Here is a 19,190-nt window from a genome sequence, read left to right as displayed (position 1 = left end):
TTACCAATTATCACCCGGTTACTCACAGTTTCTTCACTTCAACGGGGTGATTGGTTTAATAACCACCAAATCGATTGCGCGAAAGGGGAGCGGTCCGGATAAAAGTAAATATAAGCATAGAAAAATGAGTGGCGCTAATGCCTGACGCTATTTAGAATCGCCAACCATGAAAACAGAGACTCCAGCCGTAAAAATGGTTGCCATCGCCGACGACGAGGCGGGGCAACGTATCGATAATTTTTTGCGCACCCAGTTGAAGGGTGTGCCAAAAAGCATGATTTATCGCATCTTGCGTAAGGGCGAGGTGCGGGTGAACAAAAAACGCGTGAAGCCAGAGTATAAGCTCGAGGTGGGCGATGAAGTCCGCATTCCACCGGTACGTGTTGCAGAGCGTGAAGAAGAGGTCGTTTCTCCGAAGCTGCAAAAAGTCGCGGCCCTGAGCGACGTTATCCTTTATGAGGACGACCACATTCTGGTGCTGAATAAACCGTCCGGAACGGCGGTACACGGGGGGAGCGGCCTGAGCTTCGGCGTGATTGAAGGGTTACGCGCGCTGCGCCCGGAAGCGCGTTTCCTCGAACTGGTTCACCGTCTTGACCGTGATACCTCTGGCGTGCTGCTGGTGGCGAAAAAACGTTCTGCGCTGCGTTCACTGCATGAACAGCTGCGCGAAAAAGGGATGCAGAAAGATTATCTGGCGCTGGTGCGCGGCCAGTGGCAGTCCCACGTGAAAGTGGTGCAGGCGCCGCTGCTGAAAAATATTCTGCAAAGCGGCGAGCGCATTGTTCGTGTTAATCAGGAAGGGAAACCGTCTGAGACGCGCTTTAAAGTTGAAGAGCGCTACGAATTCGCCACGCTGGTGCGCTGTAGTCCGGTGACGGGGCGTACTCACCAGATTCGCGTCCATACCCAGTTTGCGGGCCATCCGATTGCGTTTGATGACCGCTATGGCGATCGCGAATTTGATAAGCAGCTGGCGGGGACGGGGCTATCGCGTCTGTTCCTGCATGCGGCAGCGCTGAAGTTTACCCATCCTAATACCGGTGAAGTTATCCGTATTGAAGCGCCGCTGGATGAGCAGCTCAAACGCTGTCTTAAGGTTTTGCGCGGCTAAGGTAAACGTCAAACGGCAACGAATGTTGCCGTTTTTAATGTTTGCTCCCTCTCCCTTTGGGAGAGGGCCGGGGTGAGGGCATCAGGCCGCAGCGTAGTAGGCCCATGCAAGCGAAGCGCCGCTGGGCAAAAGTCACATCGTCAGCGGATTACACGCTTCTCGCCTTAACATCTGGCACAGCGCAATCAGCGGCAACCCCACCAGCGTATTGGGATCGCGGCCATCGAGCTTGTCGAACAACGCAATCCCTAGTCCTTCACTTTTAAAGCTCCCTGCACAGTTCAGCGGACGTTCCCGACGCACATAATCCATAATCTCCTGTTCGCTAAGATGACGGAAGTGCACATCAAACGGCTCGCACTCGGTTTGCAGATGACCGGAAGCAGAATTATAAAGCGCCAGGCCGGTATAAAAGGTCACGATACTGCCTCTCGCACGCAAAAGCTGCTGGCAGGCGATTTCTTCCGTATACGGTTTGCCGGTGATTTCGCCGTCCAGCACACAAACCTGATCGGAGCCTATAATCAGATGAGCGGGGTAACGTACGGCCAGCGACTGTGCTTTCTCTTTCGCGAGACGGGTCACCAGATGACGCGGTGACTCGCCCGGCTGTGGCGTTTCATCCACCTCCGGCGCAGCGCATTCAAACGGGATCCCGAGCTTTTCCAGCAGCATTCGGCGATAAGGTGAAGTGGAAGCAAGGACGAGATTTGGCATATTTTTATCACCAGATATAGCGTATCGATGCCAGCCATTTTAAACTACAGGCCGCAATGTGTGCGAATAATTGGCAAAAGGCAGCTCTGGTTGCCTTTTTCTTTGACTCTATGACGTTACAAAGTTAATATGCGCGCCCTATGCAAAAGGTAAAATTACCCCTGACTCTTGATCCGGTTCGTACGGCTCAAAAACGCCTCGATTACGAAGGAATCTATTCTTCCGATCAGGCTGAGCGTATTGCCGAATCTGTAGTCAGTGTGGACAGTGATGTAGAATGCTCCATGTCGTTCGCTATCGACAACCAGCGTCTCGCCGTGTTAACCGGTGATGCAAAGGTGACGGTAACGCTCGAATGTCAGCGTTGCGGGAAACCGTTTGTACAGCATGTTCACACAACGTATTGTTTTAGTCCGGTTCGTTCTGACGAACAGGCTGAAGCACTCCCGGAAGCGTATGAGCCGATTGAGGTTAACGAATTCGGTGAAATCGATCTTCTGGCGCTGGTTGAAGATGAAGTCATCCTCTCCCTGCCAGTCGTTCCGGTGCATGATTCTGAACACTGTGAAGTGTCCGAGGCGGACATGGTCTTTGGGGAACTGCCTGATGAAGCGCAAAAACCAAACCCATTTGCCGTATTAGCCAGCTTAAAGCGTAAGTAATTGAGGAGTAAGGTCCATGGCCGTACAACAGAATAAACCAACCCGTTCCAAACGTGGCATGCGTCGTTCCCATGACGCGCTGACCGCAGTTACCAGCCTGTCTGTAGACAAGACTTCTGGTGAGAAACACCTGCGTCACCACATCACCGCTGACGGTTTCTACCGCGGCCGCAAGGTTATCACTAAGTAATCACGCGTCAGCGTGATTAGGCTTAGTGAGGAACTTCCCCGTGCAAACGGGGAGTTTACCGAACCAGGCTGCGACGATACCTTGACACGTCTAACCCTGGCGTTAGATGTCATGGGGGGAGATTTTGGCCCTACCGTGACAGTGCCTGCAGCATTGCAGGCACTGAATTCTAATTCGCAACTCACACTTCTTTTAGTCGGTAATCCCGACACAATCACGCCATTACTTGCAAAAGCTGACTTTGAACAACGTTCGCGTCTGCAGATTATTCCTGCGCAGTCAGTTATTGCCAGTGATGCCCGGCCATCGCAGGCTATTCGTAATAGCCGCGGCAGCTCTATGCGAATGGCGCTGGAGCTGGTGAAAGAAGGGCGAGCACAGGCTTGCGTCAGCGCGGGAAATACTGGCGCGCTGATGGGGCTGTCGAAATTATTGCTCAAGCCGATTGAGGGCATTGAGCGTCCGGCGCTGGTGACGGTGTTACCGCATCAGCAGAAGGGCAAAACGGTGGTGCTGGATCTGGGCGCTAACGTGGATTGTGATAGTACAATGCTGGCTCAGTTTGCCGTTATGGGGTCGGTGCTGGCAGAAGACGTGCTCGGGATTAACAATCCCCGCGTTGCGTTATTGAATATTGGTGAAGAAGAGACCAAAGGTCTGGACAGTATCCGCGACGCTGCGGAAATACTCAAACAGGTCCCCTCCATCAACTATATTGGTTATCTCGAAGCCAATGAGTTGCTGACGGGCAAAACGGATGTATTAGTGTGTGATGGCTTCACCGGAAACGTGACGTTGAAGACCATGGAAGGGGTCGTACGAATGTTCCTTTCTCTGCTGAAATCGCAGGGAGACGGTAAAAAAAGGTCCTGGTGGCTGATTATATTAAAGCGTTGGTTACAAAAAAGCCTGACGCGGCGATTCAGTCACCTCAACCCCGACCAGTATAATGGCGCCTGTCTGTTAGGATTGCGCGGCATCGTGATTAAGAGTCATGGCGCCGCCAATCAGCGAGCATTTACCGTCGCGATTGAACAGGCAGTGCAGGCGGTGCAGCGTCAAGTCCCTCAGAGGATTGCCGCTCGCCTGGGATCTGTATTAGCTAAAAGTGACTGAGCGTACATGTATACGAAGATTTTAGGTACCGGCAGCTACCTGCCAAAACAAGTGCGTACCAACGCCGATCTTGAAAAAATGGTAGATACGTCTGACGAGTGGATTGTCACGCGCACAGGTATCCGTGAACGTCGTATCGCCGCGCCAGACGAAACTGTGTCCACCATGGGCTACGAAGCCGCTCAGCGAGCGCTTGAGATGGCTGGCATTGATAAAGAACAGATCGGGCTTATTGTGGTGGCGACCACCTCTGCCACGCATGCCTTCCCAAGCGCAGCGTGCCAGGTGCAGAACATGCTCGGCATCAAAGGCTGCCCGGCATTTGATGTTGCAGCAGCATGCGCGGGTTTCACCTATGCACTGAGCATCGCCGATCAGTATGTAAAATCGGGCGCCGTAAAATATGCGCTGGTGATCGGCGCTGACGTGCTGGCGCGTACCTGCGATCCAACCGATCGCGGAACGATCATTATTTTTGGCGATGGCGCGGGCGCGGTGCTGCTGGGGCAGTCCGAAGAGCCGGGCATCATCTCCACGCACCTGCATGCCGATGGCCGCTACGGCGAGCTGTTAACGCTGCCTAACGCCGATCGCGTTAATCCGGACAGTTCAATTTACCTGACAATGGCAGGTAACGAAGTGTTTAAAGTGGCCGTGACTGAACTGGCTCACATCGTTGATGAGACGCTGGAAGCGAACAATCTGGACCGTGCCGCACTCGACTGGCTGGTACCGCATCAGGCTAACCTGCGTATTATCAGCGCGACGGCGAAGAAGCTGGGCATGTCTATGGATAACGTTGTGGTGACGCTCGATCGCCACGGCAACACCTCTGCGGCATCGGTACCGTGCGCATTTGACGAAGCGGTACGCGATGGACGAATTAAACGGGGCCAACTGGTCTTGCTTGAAGCCTTTGGTGGCGGGTTCACCTGGGGTTCCGCGCTGGTTCGTTTCTAGGATAAGGATTAAAAAATGACGCAATTTGCTTTTGTGTTCCCGGGACAGGGCTCGCAAACTGTTGGGATGTTGTCTGAAATGGCAGCAAACTATCCGGTTATTGAAGAGACTTTCCGTGAAGCTTCTGACGCGCTGGGTTATGATCTGTGGGCGCTGACCCAACAGGGCCCTGCTGAAGAACTGAACAAAACCTGGCAGACTCAACCGGCACTGCTGGCGGCATCCGTCGCATTATGGCGCGTATGGCAGCAGCAGGGCGGCAAAGCGCCGACGCTGATGGCGGGTCATAGCCTCGGTGAATACTCTGCGCTGGTCTGCGCTGGCGTGATTGCCTTCGCTGACGCGGTACGCCTGGTTGAATTGCGTGGTAAATTCATGCAGGAAGCGGTGCCAGAAGGCACGGGCGGCATGTCTGCCATCATCGGTCTGGATGATGCTTCTATCGCTAAAGCCTGTGAAGAATCTGCTGAAGGTCAGGTCGTTTCTCCGGTAAACTTTAACTCGCCAGGCCAGGTGGTAATCGCGGGTCATAAAGAAGCGGTTGAGCGTGCAGGCGCTGCCTGTAAAGCTGCGGGCGCAAAACGTGCACTGCCCCTGCCGGTGAGCGTGCCGTCTCACTGCGCGCTGATGAAGCCCGCAGCCGATAAGCTCGCGGTTGAGCTGGAAAAAATGACCTTTAACGCACCGACGATTTCCGTTGTGAATAACGTCGATGTGAAGTGCGAAACCGCGCCGGAGGCTATCCGTAACGCGCTGGTTCGCCAGCTCTACAGCCCGGTTCAGTGGACTAAAACTGTTGAATTTATGGCGTCTCAGGGCGTGGAACATCTGTATGAAGTCGGTCCAGGTAAAGTACTTACCGGTCTGACAAAACGTATTGTAGATACCCTGACTGCCTCGGCGATTAACGAGCCGGAAGCCATGAAAGCGGCACTCTCGCAATAAAAGAGGAATACCATGAGTTTTGAAGGAAAAATTGCCCTGGTGACCGGCGCAAGCCGCGGTATTGGGCGCGCTATTGCTGAAACACTGGTTGCGCGCGGCGCAACGGTGATCGGGACTGCGACCAGCGAGAATGGCGCACAGGCCATCAGCGACTATCTGGGTGCGAACGGTAAAGGTCTGGTACTGAATGTGACTGAACCAGCATCTATCGAATCTGTTCTGGAAAATATTCGCGCAGAGTTTGGCGAAGTGGATATTCTGGTCAATAATGCCGGGATCACTCGCGACAACCTGCTGATGCGAATGAAAGACGACGAGTGGAACGATATTATCGAAACCAACCTGTCATCTGTATTCCGTCTGTCAAAAGCGGTAATGCGCGCTATGATGAAAAAGCGTCATGGTCGTATTATCACTGTAGGTTCTGTGGTTGGTACCATGGGAAATGCTGGTCAGGCTAACTACGCTGCGGCGAAAGCAGGTCTGATCGGTTTCAGTAAGTCGCTGGCGCGTGAAGTCGCGTCCCGCGGAATTACTGTAAACGTTGTTGCTCCGGGCTTTATTGAAACGGACATGACGCGTGCGCTAACTGATGAGCAGCGTGCGGGTACGCTGGCGGCAGTTCCAGCGGGTCGTCTTGGCGACCCTAAAGAAATCGCCAGCGCGGTTGCATTTTTAGCCTCTGACGAAGCGGGTTACATCACTGGTGAAACCCTCCACGTCAACGGCGGGATGTACATGGTTTAATCACGATCGAAAATATTTGCGTTATTTGGGCAAATGGCCTCAAAATAACGTAAAATCGTGGTAAGACCTGCCGGGATTTAGTTGCAAATTTTTCAACATTTTATACACTACGAAAACCATCGCGAAAGCGAGTTTTGATAGGAAATTTAAGAGTATGAGCACTATCGAAGAACGCGTTAAGAAAATTATCGGCGAACAGCTGGGCGTTAAGCAGGAAGAAGTTGTGAACTCCGCTTCCTTTGTTGAAGACCTGGGCGCAGATTCTCTTGACACCGTTGAGCTGGTAATGGCTCTGGAAGAAGAGTTTGATACTGAGATTCCGGACGAAGAAGCTGAGAAAATCACCACCGTTCAGGCTGCCATTGATTACATCAACGGTCACCAGGCGTAAGTGAACATCTCCAGGCGGTCATTCGACCGCCTGAGTTTTATCTTTTGTTGTCCCACGAATCTCTTTTTTTATCCCTCCCTGGAGGACAAGCGTGTCTAAGCGTCGTGTAGTTGTGACCGGACTTGGCATGTTGTCTCCTGTCGGCAATACCGTAGAGTCCACCTGGAAAGCTCTCCTTGCCGGTCAGAGCGGCATCAGCCTAATCGACCATTTCGATACTAGCGCCTATGCAACGAAATTTGCTGGCTTAGTAAAGGATTTTAACTGTGAAGAGATCATCTCGCGCAAAGAACAGCGCAAGATGGATGCCTTCATTCAATATGGAATTGTCGCTGGCGTTCAGGCCATGCAGGATTCTGGCCTTGAGATTACGGAAGAGAACGCGACCCGTATCGGCGCCGCTATCGGCTCCGGGATTGGCGGTCTTGGTCTGATTGAAGAAAACCATACATCTCTGATGAATGGCGGCCCGCGTAAAATCAGCCCGTTCTTCGTTCCGTCTACGATTGTCAACATGGTGGCAGGTCACCTGACCATTATGTTCGGCCTGCGTGGCCCAAGCATCTCAATCGCGACAGCCTGTACGTCTGGCGTGCATAACATCGGCCAGGCCGCGCGTATCATTGCGTACGGCGATGCAGATGCTATGGTTGCGGGCGGCGCTGAAAAAGCCAGTACCCCACTGGGCGTCGGTGGTTTCGGTGCAGCGCGTGCGCTCTCTACCCGAAACGATAATCCTCAGGCGGCGAGCCGTCCGTGGGATAAAGACCGTGATGGTTTCGTGCTGGGTGACGGTGCAGGCATGATCGTACTGGAAGAGTACGAACACGCGAAAAAACGTGGCGCGAAAATTTATGCTGAAGTTGTTGGCTTTGGCATGAGCAGCGATGCTTATCACATGACGTCTCCTCCAGAGAATGGCGCAGGTGCTGCGCTGGCGATGGAAAACGCCATCCGTGATGCGGGCATTACGCCGGCACAGATTGGCTACGTTAACGCGCACGGGACGTCTACCCCTGCGGGCGATAAAGCAGAAGCGCAGGCTGTTAAGTCTATCTTCGGCGAATCTGCCAGCCGTGTGCTGGTGAGCTCCACGAAATCCATGACCGGTCACCTGCTGGGCGCTGCGGGGGCAGTAGAGTCAATCTACTCTATTCTCGCGCTGCGCGATCAGGCTGTACCACCAACCATCAACCTGGATAACCCGGATGAAGGTTGCGATCTGGACTTCGTTCCTCACGAAGCGCGCCAGGTTAGCGGTATGGAGTATACCCTGTGTAACTCCTTCGGCTTCGGTGGGACTAACGGTTCTCTGATCTTCAAAAAGGTCTGAGTCTGGTTGGTCGCTGACGATAAAAAAGGTCCGCTTGCCGGGCCTTTTTTATTAGGCGAAATCCCCTTGTCCGGCTGTCCACATCCTGCCAGACTGAGCCTCCACGCATAAGGAGCCACTATGTTTTTGATTAATGGCCTTGAGCAAGACACGCTGCCGGCAAGCGACAGGGCGACCCAGTTTGGCGATGGCTGTTTCACGACTGCGCGTATTCTCGACGGTGACGTGTGCCTGCTCGGGGCCCATATCCTTCGTTTACAAAAAGCCTGCGAAACATTACTGATCCCCTTCTCGCAGTGGGACATTCTTGAAAGTGAGATGCGTCGGCTGGCGTCAGAAAAAGCAAGCGGCGTCCTGAAAGTCATTATCAGCCGCGGGAGCGGTGGCAGGGGCTATAGCGGTTCTGCCTGTCTGCATCCTACGCGGATCCTTTCCGTTTCAGATTATCCTTCCCATTATGCGCACTGGCGTGAAGAGGGCGTAGCCCTGGCGCTAAGTCCGGTACGTCTGGGAAGAAACCCGATGCTCGCTGGCATAAAACATCTCAACCGCCTTGAACAGGTGCTAATTCGTACTCATCTTGAGCAGACGGAGGCCGGGGAGGCGCTGGTTCTTGACAGCGAAGGGTACATTACGGAATGCTGTGCGGCTAATTTACTCTGGCGGAAGGGTAGTGACGTGTTCACGCCTTCGCTGGAGCAGGCCGGCGTCAACGGCATTATGCGGCAGTTTTGTATGCACCAGCTGGCACGCGCAGGCTTTCGTGTTGTCGAAGTCAACGCTAAGGAAGAGGCGCTGTTGGCTGCCGATGAAGTTGTTATCTGCAATGCGCTGATGCCCGTTGTCCCCGTTCGCGCTTATGGCCGCAAATGCTGGTCATCCCGCGAGCTGTTCCAGTTTCTGGCCCCGTTATGTGAGCAAACCAGGTAGTCATGAAGAAAATGTTACGCTTTGTCCTCCTTCTGATCGTTGCGTTAGGTATCGCTGGCGGAGCAGGAGTGTGGAAAGTCCGTCAGCTGGCGGAGAGTCAGATCCTGATAAAAGACGAGACGATTTTTACCCTGAAAGCGGGGACCGGGCGGCAGGCGCTTGGTCAGCAGCTGTATGACGACAAAATTATCAATCGCCCACGCGTATTCCAGTGGCTGCTGCGTATTGAACCGGACCTGTCCCATTTCAAGGCCGGTACCTATCGCTTTACCCCTGGCATGACCGTGCGCGAGATGCTGCAACTGCTGGAAAGTGGTAAAGAAGCCCAGTTCCCGCTGCGTTTCGTGGAAGGTATGCGTCTGAGCGATTACCTCAGGCAGCTGCGTGACGCGCCGTACATCAAGCATACGCTGAAAGATGACCGCTACCAGACCGTGGCAGACGCCTTAAAATTCGAACATCCCGAGTGGGTGGAAGGCTGGTTCTGGCCCGATACGTGGATGTATACGGCAGGCACGACGGATGTGGCCATGCTGAAGCGCGCGCACAACAAAATGGTCGCGGCGGTAGACGCTGCCTGGGAAGGGCGAGCAGAAGGCCTGCCTTATAAAGATCAAAACCAGTTCATGACGATGGCCTCGATCATCGAGAAAGAGACGGCCGTTGCTGCCGAACGTGACCAGGTTGCCTCGGTGTTTATTAACCGTCTGCGCATCGGCATGCGTTTGCAAACCGATCCTACCGTCATCTACGGCATGGGCGAAAACTACAACGGCAGGATTTCCAGAAAAGATCTGGAGACGCCAACGGCGTATAATACTTACGTGATTAGCGGCCTGCCGCCTGGACCGATTGCGACGCCGAGTGAAGCATCGTTGAAGGCCGCCGCGCACCCGGCCAAAACGCCGTATCTCTATTTTGTGGCTGACGGAAAAGGGGGGCACACGTTCAATACCAACCTGGCCAGCCACAATCGCTCCGTTCAGGACTATCTGAAGGCACTTAAGGAAAAAAATGCGCAGTAAATACATTGTCATTGAGGGACTCGAAGGGGCGGGCAAAACAACTGCCCGTAACGTGGTGGTGGATACGCTTACGTCGCTTGGCGTTGCCGACATGGTCTTCACCCGCGAGCCGGGCGGTACGCAGCTGGCGGAAAAACTGCGCAGCCTGGTTCTGGATATCAAATCCGTTGGCGATGAAGTTATTACCGACAAAGCGGAAGTGCTGATGTTCTATGCGGCGCGCGTTCAGCTGGTGGAGACGGTGATCAAACCCGCTCTGGCAGAAGGGAAATGGGTGATTGGCGATCGCCACGATCTCTCAACCCAGGCATATCAGGGCGGTGGCCGGGGTATCGACCAGACCATGCTGGCTACGCTTCGCGACGCGGTTCTGGGCGATTTCCGTCCTGACCTGACGCTGTATCTGGACGTGACCCCTGAGGTGGGCCTGAAGCGCGCCCGTGCCCGCGGCGAACTGGACCGCATTGAACAGGAATCTTTTGATTTCTTTAACCGCACCCGTGCGCGTTATCTGGAACTGGCCGGGCAGGACAAGACCATTCGTACCATCGATGCGACGCAATCTCTTGAAGACGTTACGCGTGATATTCAGCAGACTGTTACGCAGTGGCTACAGGAGCAGCAGGCATGAAATGGTATCCATGGTTGCGCCCACACTTTGAACAGCTGATCGGCAGCTATCAGGTTGGTCGGGGGCATCATGCGTTACTGATCCAGGCGCTTCCGGGAATGGGTGATGATGCGTTGATTTACGCCATCACCCGCTTTCTGATGTGCCAACAGCCGGAAGGACATAAAAGCTGCGGTAAGTGCCGGGGTTGCCAGCTCATGCAGGCGGGCACGCATCCTGACTATTACACCCTCGAACCCGAGAAAGGCAAAAATACGCTCGGTATCGACGCGGTGCGTGAGGTCAGTGAGAAACTGTACGAATATGCGCGTCTGGGCGGGGCGAAAGTGGTGTGGCTGAAAGACGCCGCGCTGCTCACGGAAGCCGCAGCCAACGCCCTGTTAAAAACCCTGGAAGAGCCGCCAGAGAACACCTGGTTTTTCCTCTCCTGCCGCGAGCCGGAACGCTTGCTGGCGACGCTGCGCAGTCGCTGCCGTCTTCACCACCTCGCTGTCCCTCAGGAATCCTGGTCGCTCGCCTGGCTTGAGCGAGAAGTGACGGTGTCACAAGACGCGGCGCGCTCGGCGTTGCGCCTGTGCAGCGGTGCGCCTGCGGCTGCGCTGGCCTTATTGCAGCCGGAGGTGTGGTCCCAGCGTGAAACGCTGTGTCGTGCGGTTGAATCAGCCCTCGACAGCCATGACTGGCTGAGCATGCTGCCAGCGCTGAACAGCGATCAGGCTCCGGAACGGCTGCACTGGCTGGCCGCACTGCTGCTGGATGCGCTCAAAATCCAGCAGGGGGCTACGCTTCTGACTAACCCTGACGTGTGGGCGTTGGTCACCACACTTGCGAATCGCCTGTCAGGGCAGTCGCTGCACGCTATCCTTCATGATATCTGCCAGAGTCGTGAACAACTTTTGACGGTAACCGGTCTCAATCGCGAGCTTTTACTGACCGACCAGTTACTGCGTATCGAACACTACCTGCAACCGGGTGTCATACCGCCGGTTTCCCACCTCTGAGAGAGACATTATGTTTTTAGTCGACTCACACTGCCATCTCGATGGCCTGGATTATCAATCCCTGCATAAAAATGTGGACGACGTGCTGGCGAAAGCCGCCGCGCGCGATGTGAAATTTTGCCTGGCCGTGGCGACCACGTTGCCGGGTTACCGCTCCATGCGTGAACTGGTAGGCGAGCGCGATAATGTCGTCTTCTCCTGCGGTGTGCATCCGCTGAATCAGGATGAAGCTTACGACGTTGAGGATTTACGCCGTCTTGCCGCAGAAGAGGGCGTAGTGGCGATGGGCGAGACCGGTCTGGACTATTTCTACACCCCCGAAACAAAACCTCGCCAGCAGGAATCCTTCCGCAACCACATCCGTATTGGCCGTGAGCTGAATAAGCCGGTTATCGTTCATACCCGCGATGCGCGCGCCGACACGCTGGCGGTCCTGCGGGAAGAAAAGGTGACGGATTGCGGTGGCGTACTACACTGTTTCACAGAAGACAGAGAAACGGCGGGTAAGCTGCTTGATTTAGGCTTTTATATTTCATTCTCGGGGATTGTCACGTTCCGCAATGCTGAGCAACTGCGTGATGCGGCGCGCTATGTTCCGCTGGATCGTATTCTGGTGGAAACCGATTCCCCGTACCTGGCGCCGGTGCCTCATCGCGGCAAAGAGAATCAGCCAGCGATGACCCGGGATGTTGCTGAGTATATGGCCGTTCTGAAAGGTGTCAGTATTGAAGAGCTGGCTCGCGTGACAACGGAAAACTTCGCCAGCCTGTTCCATATCGACCCCGCCCGCCTGCAATCTGTCTGATACACCTGTTATTTTTAGGCTCGTAATTAATAAGTAAAACGAGTAAAGTTCACCGCCTCATTTGGGGCGGTGATGGCGTTTTTAGACACATCCAGACATGCTTTATGTAAATATCTGCAAGTTTTTTGGCCGTCTTGAACTGAAACGTGATAGCCGTCAAACAAACTCAGAGGGAATTATTTTACTCTGTGTAATAAATAAAGGGCGCTTAGATGTCCTGTCCACGGCGCGGTACTCCCCCCGGGCCAATGCGTGAAAACGTAAAAAAAGCACAAATACTCAGGAGCACTCTCAATTATGTTTAAGAATGCATTTGCTAACCTGCAAAAGGTCGGTAAATCGCTGATGCTGCCAGTATCCGTACTGCCTATCGCAGGTATCCTGCTGGGTGTCGGTTCTGCAAACTTCAGCTGGCTGCCAGCCGTAGTTTCCCACGTGATGGCCGAAGCAGGCGGTTCTGTTTTTGCTAACATGCCGCTGATCTTCGCTATCGGTGTTGCTCTGGGCTTCACCAATAACGACGGTGTATCTGCTCTGGCGTCCGTTGTTGCTTACGGCATCATGGTGAAAACCATGGCTGTGGTTGCGCCGCTGGTCCTGCATTTACCTGCTGAAGAGATTGCCGCTAAGCACCTGGCAGACACCGGTGTTCTCGGTGGTATCATCTCCGGTGCGATTGCAGCGTACATGTTTAACCGCTTCTATCGCATCAAGCTGCCTGAGTATCTGGGCTTCTTCGCGGGTAAACGTTTTGTGCCGATCATTTCTGGTCTGGCCGCGATTTTCACCGGTGTTGTCCTGTCCTTCATCTGGCCACCAATCGGTACGGCAATCCAGACCTTCTCTCAGTGGGCGGCTTACCAGAACCCGGTTGTGGCGTTCGGTATCTACGGCTTCATTGAGCGCTGCCTGGTACCATTTGGTCTGCATCACATCTGGAACGTTCCATTCCAGATGCAGATTGGTGAATACACCAACGCAGCAGGCCAGGTATTCCACGGCGACATCCCACGCTACATGGCGGGTGACCCAACGGCAGGTAAACTGTCTGGTGGCTTCCTGTTCAAAATGTACGGTCTGCCAGCTGCCGCAATTGCGATTTGGCACTCTGCTAAACCAGAGAACCGTGCAAAAGTGGGCGGTATCATGATCTCCGCAGCGCTGACCTCGTTCCTGACCGGTATCACCGAGCCGATCGAGTTCTCCTTCATGTTCGTTGCGCCGATCCTGTACATCATCCACGCGGTACTGGCAGGTCTGGCATTCCCAATCTGTATCCTGCTGGGTATGCGTGACGGTACGTCCTTCTCTCACGGTCTGATCGACTTCATCGTTCTGTCCGGTAACAGCAGCAAGCTGTGGCTGTTCCCAATCGTGGGTGCAGGCTACGCAGTGGTGTACTACACCGTCTTCCGCGTGCTGATCAAAGCACTGGACCTGAAAACGCCGGGTCGTGAAGATGCAACGGAAGACAGCAAAGCCGGTGCGACCAGCGAAATGGCGCCTGCTCTGGTAGCTGCTTTCGGCGGTAAAGAGAACATCACTAACCTGGACGCGTGTATCACTCGTCTGCGTGTGAGCGTTGCCGACGTTGCGAAAGTAGACCAGCCGGGTCTGAAAAAACTGGGCGCAGCGGGCGTCGTTGTTGCAGGTTCTGGTGTTCAGGCAATCTTCGGTACTAAATCCGATAACCTGAAAACTGAAATGGATGAGTACATCCGCAACAACTAAGCTGTGACCTGGGGAGACTAAGGCAGCCGAATGGCTGCCTTTTTTATTATTGCGGCTTGTGGTGCCGGGTGGCGGCTGCGCCTTACCTGGCCTACGTGATGGGTAGGCCCGGTAAGCGCAGCGCCACCGGGCTTCTGTCACTCAGAAATCGTAGCTCGCGCTCACCGAGACGTTCAGCGGCGCGCCATACACCGCATACGATCCGACGTAGTCGTAATACTCTTTGTCGAACAGGTTGTTGACGTTAGCCTGTACCGCAAAATCTTTGGTGACCTGATAACGGCTGAACAGGTTCACCAGCCCATAGCTGCCTTGCTCCGCGCGGGAACGTCCTGCCGGGCCGCCTTCCACGTCCGTCCACACTTTGTTCTGCCAGTTTACGCCACCGCCCACGGTCAGTTCCGGCAGCATTGGCAACTGATAGCGGGTGAAGAGCTTCATGGTTGTGCGCGGCTGATCGGAGCTGACGGCGTTGCCATTCTTATCTTCTGCGATGTAACGCGTCGCGCCGAAGGTCAGCTGCCAGTTATCGGTCAGGGCACCGTTAAGCTCGAACTCGACCCCTTTGCTGACCACCCCGTCCAGCGATTCATAGATCGACTCACCGCTCGGCATGTAGGTGTAGGTATTGCTGGCGACGTTATCCTGCTCAATGCGGAAAATCGCCAGTGAGGTGGTGAGGCGGGTATTAAACCAGTCTGCCTTCACCCCGGCTTCGTAGCTTTTGCCCGTGGTAGGGTCGAGATAACGTCCGCTGGCATCGCGCTTATCCTGCGGCTGGAAGATAGAGGTATAGCTGACGTAGGTCGACCAGTCCTCATTGATGTCATACACCAGGCCAGCGTACGGCGTGACATCATCTTTGGTGCTTTCCAGACGGGTATTCGGCGATCCTGCCGGGTTATAACGAATATTGTATTGGGTGTAGCGCGCGCCCAGGATCAGGTGCAGCGGATCGGCCAGCGAGAAACGAGCCGAAGAATAGGCTGAAGACTGGCGAATATCATCCTTGCTGTAGAGTTTCCACGGCGTCCACTGCGGATCGGCGATGTTCCCGTTCCAGTTCTTAAAGTTGCCGACATCCACCATGCCGTATACCGCATCCGGCATGGAGTTGTCGTAATGGTTACGTTGACGGCTGAAGCTGCCGCCGAACATCATTTCATGTTGACGACCAAAGAGATCGAAGCCGCCGCGCAGGAAGGCGTCGACCGCATCCTGTTTACGTTCCCCGCGGTTCCAGCCGCCGTAACCCACCAGGCCCGCGCCGGTCTCTTTATCCGGATAGCCGGACATATACATCAGCTTAGAGTCAAAGTTGGTTTCAGCATGCATGCCGTTGATGTGCGCTTCCCAGCCATTATCGAAACGCTGGGTCAGGTTAGCGAAGATGCGGGTGCTGTCTTTATCCGAATAGGCCCAGTCAGGCGCGACGGTCTGGCTGCGATTGTAGTTAGTCTTACTTCCGTCGCTGTACCAGGTCGGCAGTCCGCCCCAGGTTGGGTCGGCGGTATGGCTTTCCTGATACTCATACCCTACCGAGAGAGTCGTGCTGTCGGTGACATCCGCGTCCATCACGCCGTAGAGGAATTTCTTCCGGTAGTGGTAGTTATCCACGAAGCTGTCGTTGTCCTGATAACCGGTGATCAGACGACCCCGTACCTTACCTGACTCTACCAGCGGCGCCTGGAGATCCAGCACGTAGCGCTGCTTGTCCCAGCTGCCGTAGCTGGCGGAGACGTTACCTTTAAATTCCGGGCTGTCCGCGTGCTTACGCACCATATTAACGTACGCCGCCGGGTTCCCCGTGCCGGACATCAGGCCGGTGGCGCCGCGAACCACTTCAATGCGGTCATAAATCGCGGTATCGGCGGCGGTATCACCAAAGTTCCACACTTCACTGATGGAGGTTGGCAAGTCGTCATAGGCGTAGTTGCTGACGAAAAAGCCGCGTGAGTAAAACACGGTACGGTCGCTGTCCTGCACCTGGGCCGTAATGCCCGTGGTGTTCGTCAGCACCTGTCCGATGGATTGCAGATTCTGGTCAGCCATACGTTGCTGGCTGATAACGCTGACGGACTGTGGGATGTCGCGGGGAACCAACAACAGTTTGGTGCCGGTGGTGGTGGTTTTTACGCTGTAATCCTGATCCTGGCTGGCAGAAAGATCCTGTGTGTTGTCAAAACCCCCGTCAACGACAACGGTATCTTCGGTGGTTGAAGCAGCGAAAGCGGCGGTTGGCGTCAATGCCATAGCAATGCAGGCGGCCAGCAACGAAGGTGTTGCGGCAGGCTGACGTTGCCCATCCCTGGTGTGATTAATGAAAGACATCATCAAACCCTTAGTGAATGGTGAAGGTATTTCGCGACAGTCCCGCTAGCACGGGCTGACGTCGTTTTCTATGTTAAAAATGCGCATGAAAATGCAAATGCGAAATATACGCATTGTGATTAACGCTGTAAACAGATGTTTCGGGATGAACTGAAATAAGGTTTCAGAAAAGAAATGTCCTAAAGCGATGCCTCTTCAGCCAGATGGGGGACGATCAGGAAAGAAATCACGGGAGAAGGTTGAAAGGACAGGAGAAACTCGCTCATACTCTTGTCTTGTGTCACGCAGTAAATCAGACAATGTGTGTTAACAACGGACGCACGACGCCAGATTAAACTTAAAAGGAAAAGGTCATGGCTGAAGAAACGATTTTCAGTAAAATTATCCGCCGCGAAATTCCGTCGGATATTGTCTATCAGGATGAACTGGTCACGGCTTTCCGCGACATTTCTCCCCAGGCGCCGACGCACATCCTTATTATTCCCAATATTCTGATCCCGACCGTTAATGACGTTAAAACCGAGCATGAAGTGGCGCTGGGCCGTATGCTGACGGTGGCCGCGAAAATCGCTGAGCAGGAAGGGATTGCTGAAGACGGATACCGTTTGATCATGAACTGTAATCGCCATGGCGGCCAGGAAGTCTATCATATTCATATGCATCTGCTGGGTGGACGTCCACTGGGACCGATGCTGGCACATAAAGGTCTTTAATATGTTAACTGGGCGTATTGCAGCGCTGATCGTGACGCTGGTAATGGTTGGGTGCAGCGCGCGTCCCGCCATCCCGGTCAGTGAAGAACAGACGCTGGTGATGGAGTCCTCAGTGCTTGCTGCGGGCATCACGGCGGAGAAGCCTTCGCTGACCATAAGCGAAATCCAGTCTTCAGCCTCTTCTACGCTCTATAACGAAAGGCAAGAGCCAGTGACGGTGCATTATCGCTTCTACTGGTATGACGTGAGAGGTCTTGAGATGCACCCGCTTGAGGCGCCGCGCAGCGTGACCATCCCGGCAAGATCGTCGGTCACGCTCTACGGCAGCGCCAGCTATCTGGGTGCACATAAGGTGAGACTTTATCTTTATTTGTAAGGAGTGAACCTTGATTAAAACAATGAGCCGTTATGCGCTCCTGAGTGCCTTTGCACTCTTTCTGGCGGGTTGTGTGACGCGAACGGAAGAACCTGCACCGGTGGATCAGGCGAAGCCGGGAACGGAACAGCCAACAACGCCAGCGCAGCCTGTTCCAACCGTGCCGTCTGTACCGACCATTCCGGCGCAGCCTGGCCCGATCGAACATCCGGACGACACCGCACAGCCTGCGCCGCGAGTACGCCACTATGACTGGAATGGCGCAATGCAGCCGATGGTGGGCAAAATGTTGCAGGCACAGGGTGTTACGCCCGGCAGCGTGCTGCTGGTGGACAGCGTGAACAACCGTACAAACGGTTCCCTGAATGCGGGAGAAGCGACGGAAACCCTGCGCAACGCGCTGGCAAACAACGGTAAATTTACGCTGGTCTCTGCTCAGCAGCTCGCGGTCGCCAAGCAGCAGCTTGGTCTGTCGCCTCAGGACAGCCTGGGTTCGCGCAGTAAAGCGATTGGTATTGCCCGCAACGTTGGCGCGCAGTATGTCCTTTATTCTAACGCGACAGGCAACGTGAACACGCCGTCGTTGCAGATGCAGTTAATGCTGGTTCAGACCGGCGAAATTATCTGGTCAGGTAAAGGTGCCGTTACGCAACAATAAGCGCACGCGTCATGATGTCCTGACGCGTTATTTCCCTCAATACCATGTTATCGCGCCGCAAGCCCCCGCCGGGCTTGGCGGCGCGAGTTGCATTATTGAGCGTGGTGACCATCGGCTGGTTTTACGTCAGCATCACGATGCCGCCGCGCCTGCCTCCCATTTTCGTCGCCAGTTCCGCGCCCTGAAGCGCCTGCCCGCCGACCTTGCGCCACAACCTCATCTCTTTATCAGAGACTGGATGGCGGTGGCGTTTATTGCGGGTGAGATCAAAAGCGAGCTTCCCGATACGTCTGCGCTGACAGCCATGCTGTATCATCTGCATCGCCAGCCGCGTCTGGGCTGGCGGGTAACGTTACTTCCTTTGCTGGATCACTACTGGCAGCAGGCTGCGCCTGGACGACGCACGCCCTACTGGCTGGCGCAGCTTAAGCGGTTGCGTAAAGCGGGAGAGCCGCAGGCGTTACGTCTGGCGCCGCTGCATATGGATGTCCACGCGGGGAATATCGTTCATACCACGGCAGGCGAGAAACTTATCGACTGGGAATATGCCGGAGACGGTGACGTGGCGCTCGAACTTGCTGCGGTCTGGATGCCTGATGAGGCGTCGCGCGAGCAGCTGATAACCGCCTATGCCCGAAACGCCAACATCAATGCGCTCACCCTTGCGCGGCAGGTCGCGCGCTGGCGTCCGTGGGTGTTGATGCTGATGGCGGGATGGTTTGAAATGCGCCTTCAGCAGACAGGTGACAAACAATTTATTGCGCTGGCAAATGATGCCTGGCGTCAGTTACAAACGAAAGGATAAGAGAGGTTG

At 54.6% G+C, this 19,190-nt stretch carries 21 protein-coding genes; 19 read left to right on the top strand and 2 right to left on the bottom strand.

The features are described 5' to 3' along the window. The first annotated feature begins 166 nt into the window (after window positions 1-166). Window positions 167-1,114 carry a 23S rRNA pseudouridine(955/2504/2580) synthase RluC gene (rluC, locus tag ACOTX4_RS10940; protein WP_045342796.1) on the top strand — a complete coding sequence of 316 codons (948 nt, stop codon included), beginning with the start codon at window positions 167-169 and terminating at the stop codon, window positions 1,112-1,114. A gap of 132 nt (window positions 1,115-1,246) precedes the next feature. On the opposite strand, the gene ACOTX4_RS10935 is transcribed toward rluC, so the two are convergent. Further along, window positions 1,247-1,831, bottom strand: coding sequence for a Maf family protein (locus ACOTX4_RS10935; RefSeq protein WP_045330548.1), 585 nt, complete (start codon window positions 1,829-1,831; stop codon window positions 1,247-1,249). A 140-nt stretch (window positions 1,832-1,971) separates the two neighbouring features. On the opposite strand from ACOTX4_RS10935, the gene yceD reads away from it, so the two are divergent. The 14 genes from yceD to ptsG all read left to right on the top strand — a co-directional run bounded on the left by yceD (window position 1,972) and on the right by ptsG (window position 14,298). Next, on the top strand, window positions 1,972-2,493 hold the full coding sequence (yceD, locus tag ACOTX4_RS10930) for a 23S rRNA accumulation protein YceD (protein WP_003857966.1): 522 nt from the start codon (window positions 1,972-1,974) through the stop codon (window positions 2,491-2,493). 16 nt (window positions 2,494-2,509) lie between these two features. Then, a complete protein-coding gene (gene rpmF, locus ACOTX4_RS10925) occupies window positions 2,510-2,683 on the top strand; it encodes a 50S ribosomal protein L32 (protein WP_003857964.1) in 174 nt (57 codons plus the stop codon). Between the two features lie 81 nt (window positions 2,684-2,764). Further along, a complete protein-coding gene (plsX, locus tag ACOTX4_RS10920) occupies window positions 2,765-3,799 on the top strand; it encodes a phosphate acyltransferase PlsX (protein WP_003857962.1) in 1,035 nt (344 codons plus the stop codon). Window positions 3,800-3,805: 6 nt separating this feature from the next. Then, window positions 3,806-4,759: a beta-ketoacyl-ACP synthase III gene (locus tag ACOTX4_RS10915; protein WP_003857960.1), complete on the top strand. Its 954-nt coding sequence runs from the start codon at window positions 3,806-3,808 to the stop codon at window positions 4,757-4,759. A 15-nt stretch (window positions 4,760-4,774) separates the two neighbouring features. Then, the gene (fabD, locus tag ACOTX4_RS10910) at window positions 4,775-5,704 is read left to right on the top strand and encodes an ACP S-malonyltransferase (protein WP_003857958.1); all 930 of its coding nucleotides are present in this window, start codon (window positions 4,775-4,777) and stop codon (window positions 5,702-5,704) included. Between the two features lie 12 nt (window positions 5,705-5,716). Then, entirely contained in the window at window positions 5,717-6,451 is a 735-nt protein-coding gene (gene fabG, locus ACOTX4_RS10905; protein WP_003857956.1) for a 3-oxoacyl-ACP reductase FabG, read from the top strand. Between the two features lie 154 nt (window positions 6,452-6,605). Next, window positions 6,606-6,842: an acyl carrier protein gene (acpP, locus tag ACOTX4_RS10900; protein ID WP_003857954.1), complete on the top strand. Its 237-nt coding sequence runs from the start codon at window positions 6,606-6,608 to the stop codon at window positions 6,840-6,842. Window positions 6,843-6,933: 91 nt separating this feature from the next. Then, window positions 6,934-8,175 (top strand): beta-ketoacyl-ACP synthase II, encoded by a 1,242-nt coding sequence (gene fabF / locus ACOTX4_RS10895; RefSeq protein WP_003857950.1) that lies wholly within the window; start codon window positions 6,934-6,936, stop codon window positions 8,173-8,175. A 120-nt stretch (window positions 8,176-8,295) separates the two neighbouring features. After that, on the top strand, window positions 8,296-9,105 hold the full coding sequence (gene pabC / locus ACOTX4_RS10890; protein ID WP_045350108.1) for an aminodeoxychorismate lyase: 810 nt from the start codon (window positions 8,296-8,298) through the stop codon (window positions 9,103-9,105). 2 nt (window positions 9,106-9,107) lie between these two features. Further along, the gene (yceG, locus tag ACOTX4_RS10885) at window positions 9,108-10,130 is read left to right on the top strand and encodes a cell division protein YceG (protein ID WP_032609003.1); all 1,023 of its coding nucleotides are present in this window, start codon (window positions 9,108-9,110) and stop codon (window positions 10,128-10,130) included. Further along, entirely contained in the window at window positions 10,120-10,761 is a 642-nt protein-coding gene (tmk, locus tag ACOTX4_RS10880; RefSeq protein ID WP_003857946.1) for a dTMP kinase, read from the top strand. The genes yceG and tmk overlap by 11 nt, the downstream gene beginning before the upstream one ends. Further along, window positions 10,758-11,762, top strand: coding sequence for a DNA polymerase III subunit delta' (gene holB, locus ACOTX4_RS10875; protein ID WP_003857944.1), 1,005 nt, complete (start codon window positions 10,758-10,760; stop codon window positions 11,760-11,762). Before tmk ends, holB begins: the two co-directional genes overlap by 4 nt. 10 nt (window positions 11,763-11,772) lie before the next feature. Next, on the top strand, window positions 11,773-12,567 hold the full coding sequence (locus ACOTX4_RS10870; RefSeq protein ID WP_063937828.1) for a metal-dependent hydrolase: 795 nt from the start codon (window positions 11,773-11,775) through the stop codon (window positions 12,565-12,567). Between the two features lie 297 nt (window positions 12,568-12,864). Beyond that, the gene (gene ptsG / locus ACOTX4_RS10865) at window positions 12,865-14,298 is read left to right on the top strand and encodes a PTS glucose transporter subunit IIBC (RefSeq protein WP_003857942.1); all 1,434 of its coding nucleotides are present in this window, start codon (window positions 12,865-12,867) and stop codon (window positions 14,296-14,298) included. A 141-nt stretch (window positions 14,299-14,439) separates the two neighbouring features. Here ptsG and fhuE read toward each other — a convergent pair whose 3' ends face one another. Beyond that, window positions 14,440-16,629, bottom strand: a complete 2,190-nt coding sequence (gene fhuE, locus ACOTX4_RS10860; protein ID WP_045350105.1) for a ferric-rhodotorulic acid/ferric-coprogen receptor FhuE — start codon at window positions 16,627-16,629, stop codon at window positions 14,440-14,442. Between the two features lie 353 nt (window positions 16,630-16,982). On the opposite strand from fhuE, the gene hinT reads away from it, so the two are divergent. Genes hinT through thiK form a run of 4 tightly spaced genes read left to right on the top strand, consistent with a single transcriptional unit; the run spans window position 16,983 to window position 19,181 of the window. Beyond that, window positions 16,983-17,342: a purine nucleoside phosphoramidase gene (gene hinT, locus ACOTX4_RS10855; RefSeq protein ID WP_006809243.1), complete on the top strand. Its 360-nt coding sequence runs from the start codon at window positions 16,983-16,985 to the stop codon at window positions 17,340-17,342. 1 nt (window position 17,343) lies between these two features. Then, entirely contained in the window at window positions 17,344-17,718 is a 375-nt protein-coding gene (locus tag ACOTX4_RS10850; protein WP_003857939.1) for a YcfL family protein, read from the top strand. A gap of 13 nt (window positions 17,719-17,731) precedes the next feature. Then, entirely contained in the window at window positions 17,732-18,376 is a 645-nt protein-coding gene (gene lpoB, locus ACOTX4_RS10845) for a penicillin-binding protein activator LpoB (RefSeq protein WP_085929697.1), read from the top strand. Beyond that, window positions 18,357-19,181, top strand: a complete 825-nt coding sequence (gene thiK, locus ACOTX4_RS10840; protein ID WP_063937826.1) for a thiamine kinase — start codon at window positions 18,357-18,359, stop codon at window positions 19,179-19,181. The genes lpoB and thiK overlap by 20 nt, the downstream gene beginning before the upstream one ends. Window positions 19,182-19,190: the final 9 nt, after the last annotated feature.

The organism is Enterobacter cloacae complex sp. IR5459 (assembly GCF_049238005.1).
In the GTDB taxonomy this organism is placed as follows: domain Bacteria; phylum Pseudomonadota; class Gammaproteobacteria; order Enterobacterales; family Enterobacteriaceae; genus Enterobacter; species Enterobacter hormaechei_C.
The sequence above is the reverse complement of the archived record's forward strand: the minus strand, read 5'-3'. Positions and strand labels throughout refer to the sequence as shown.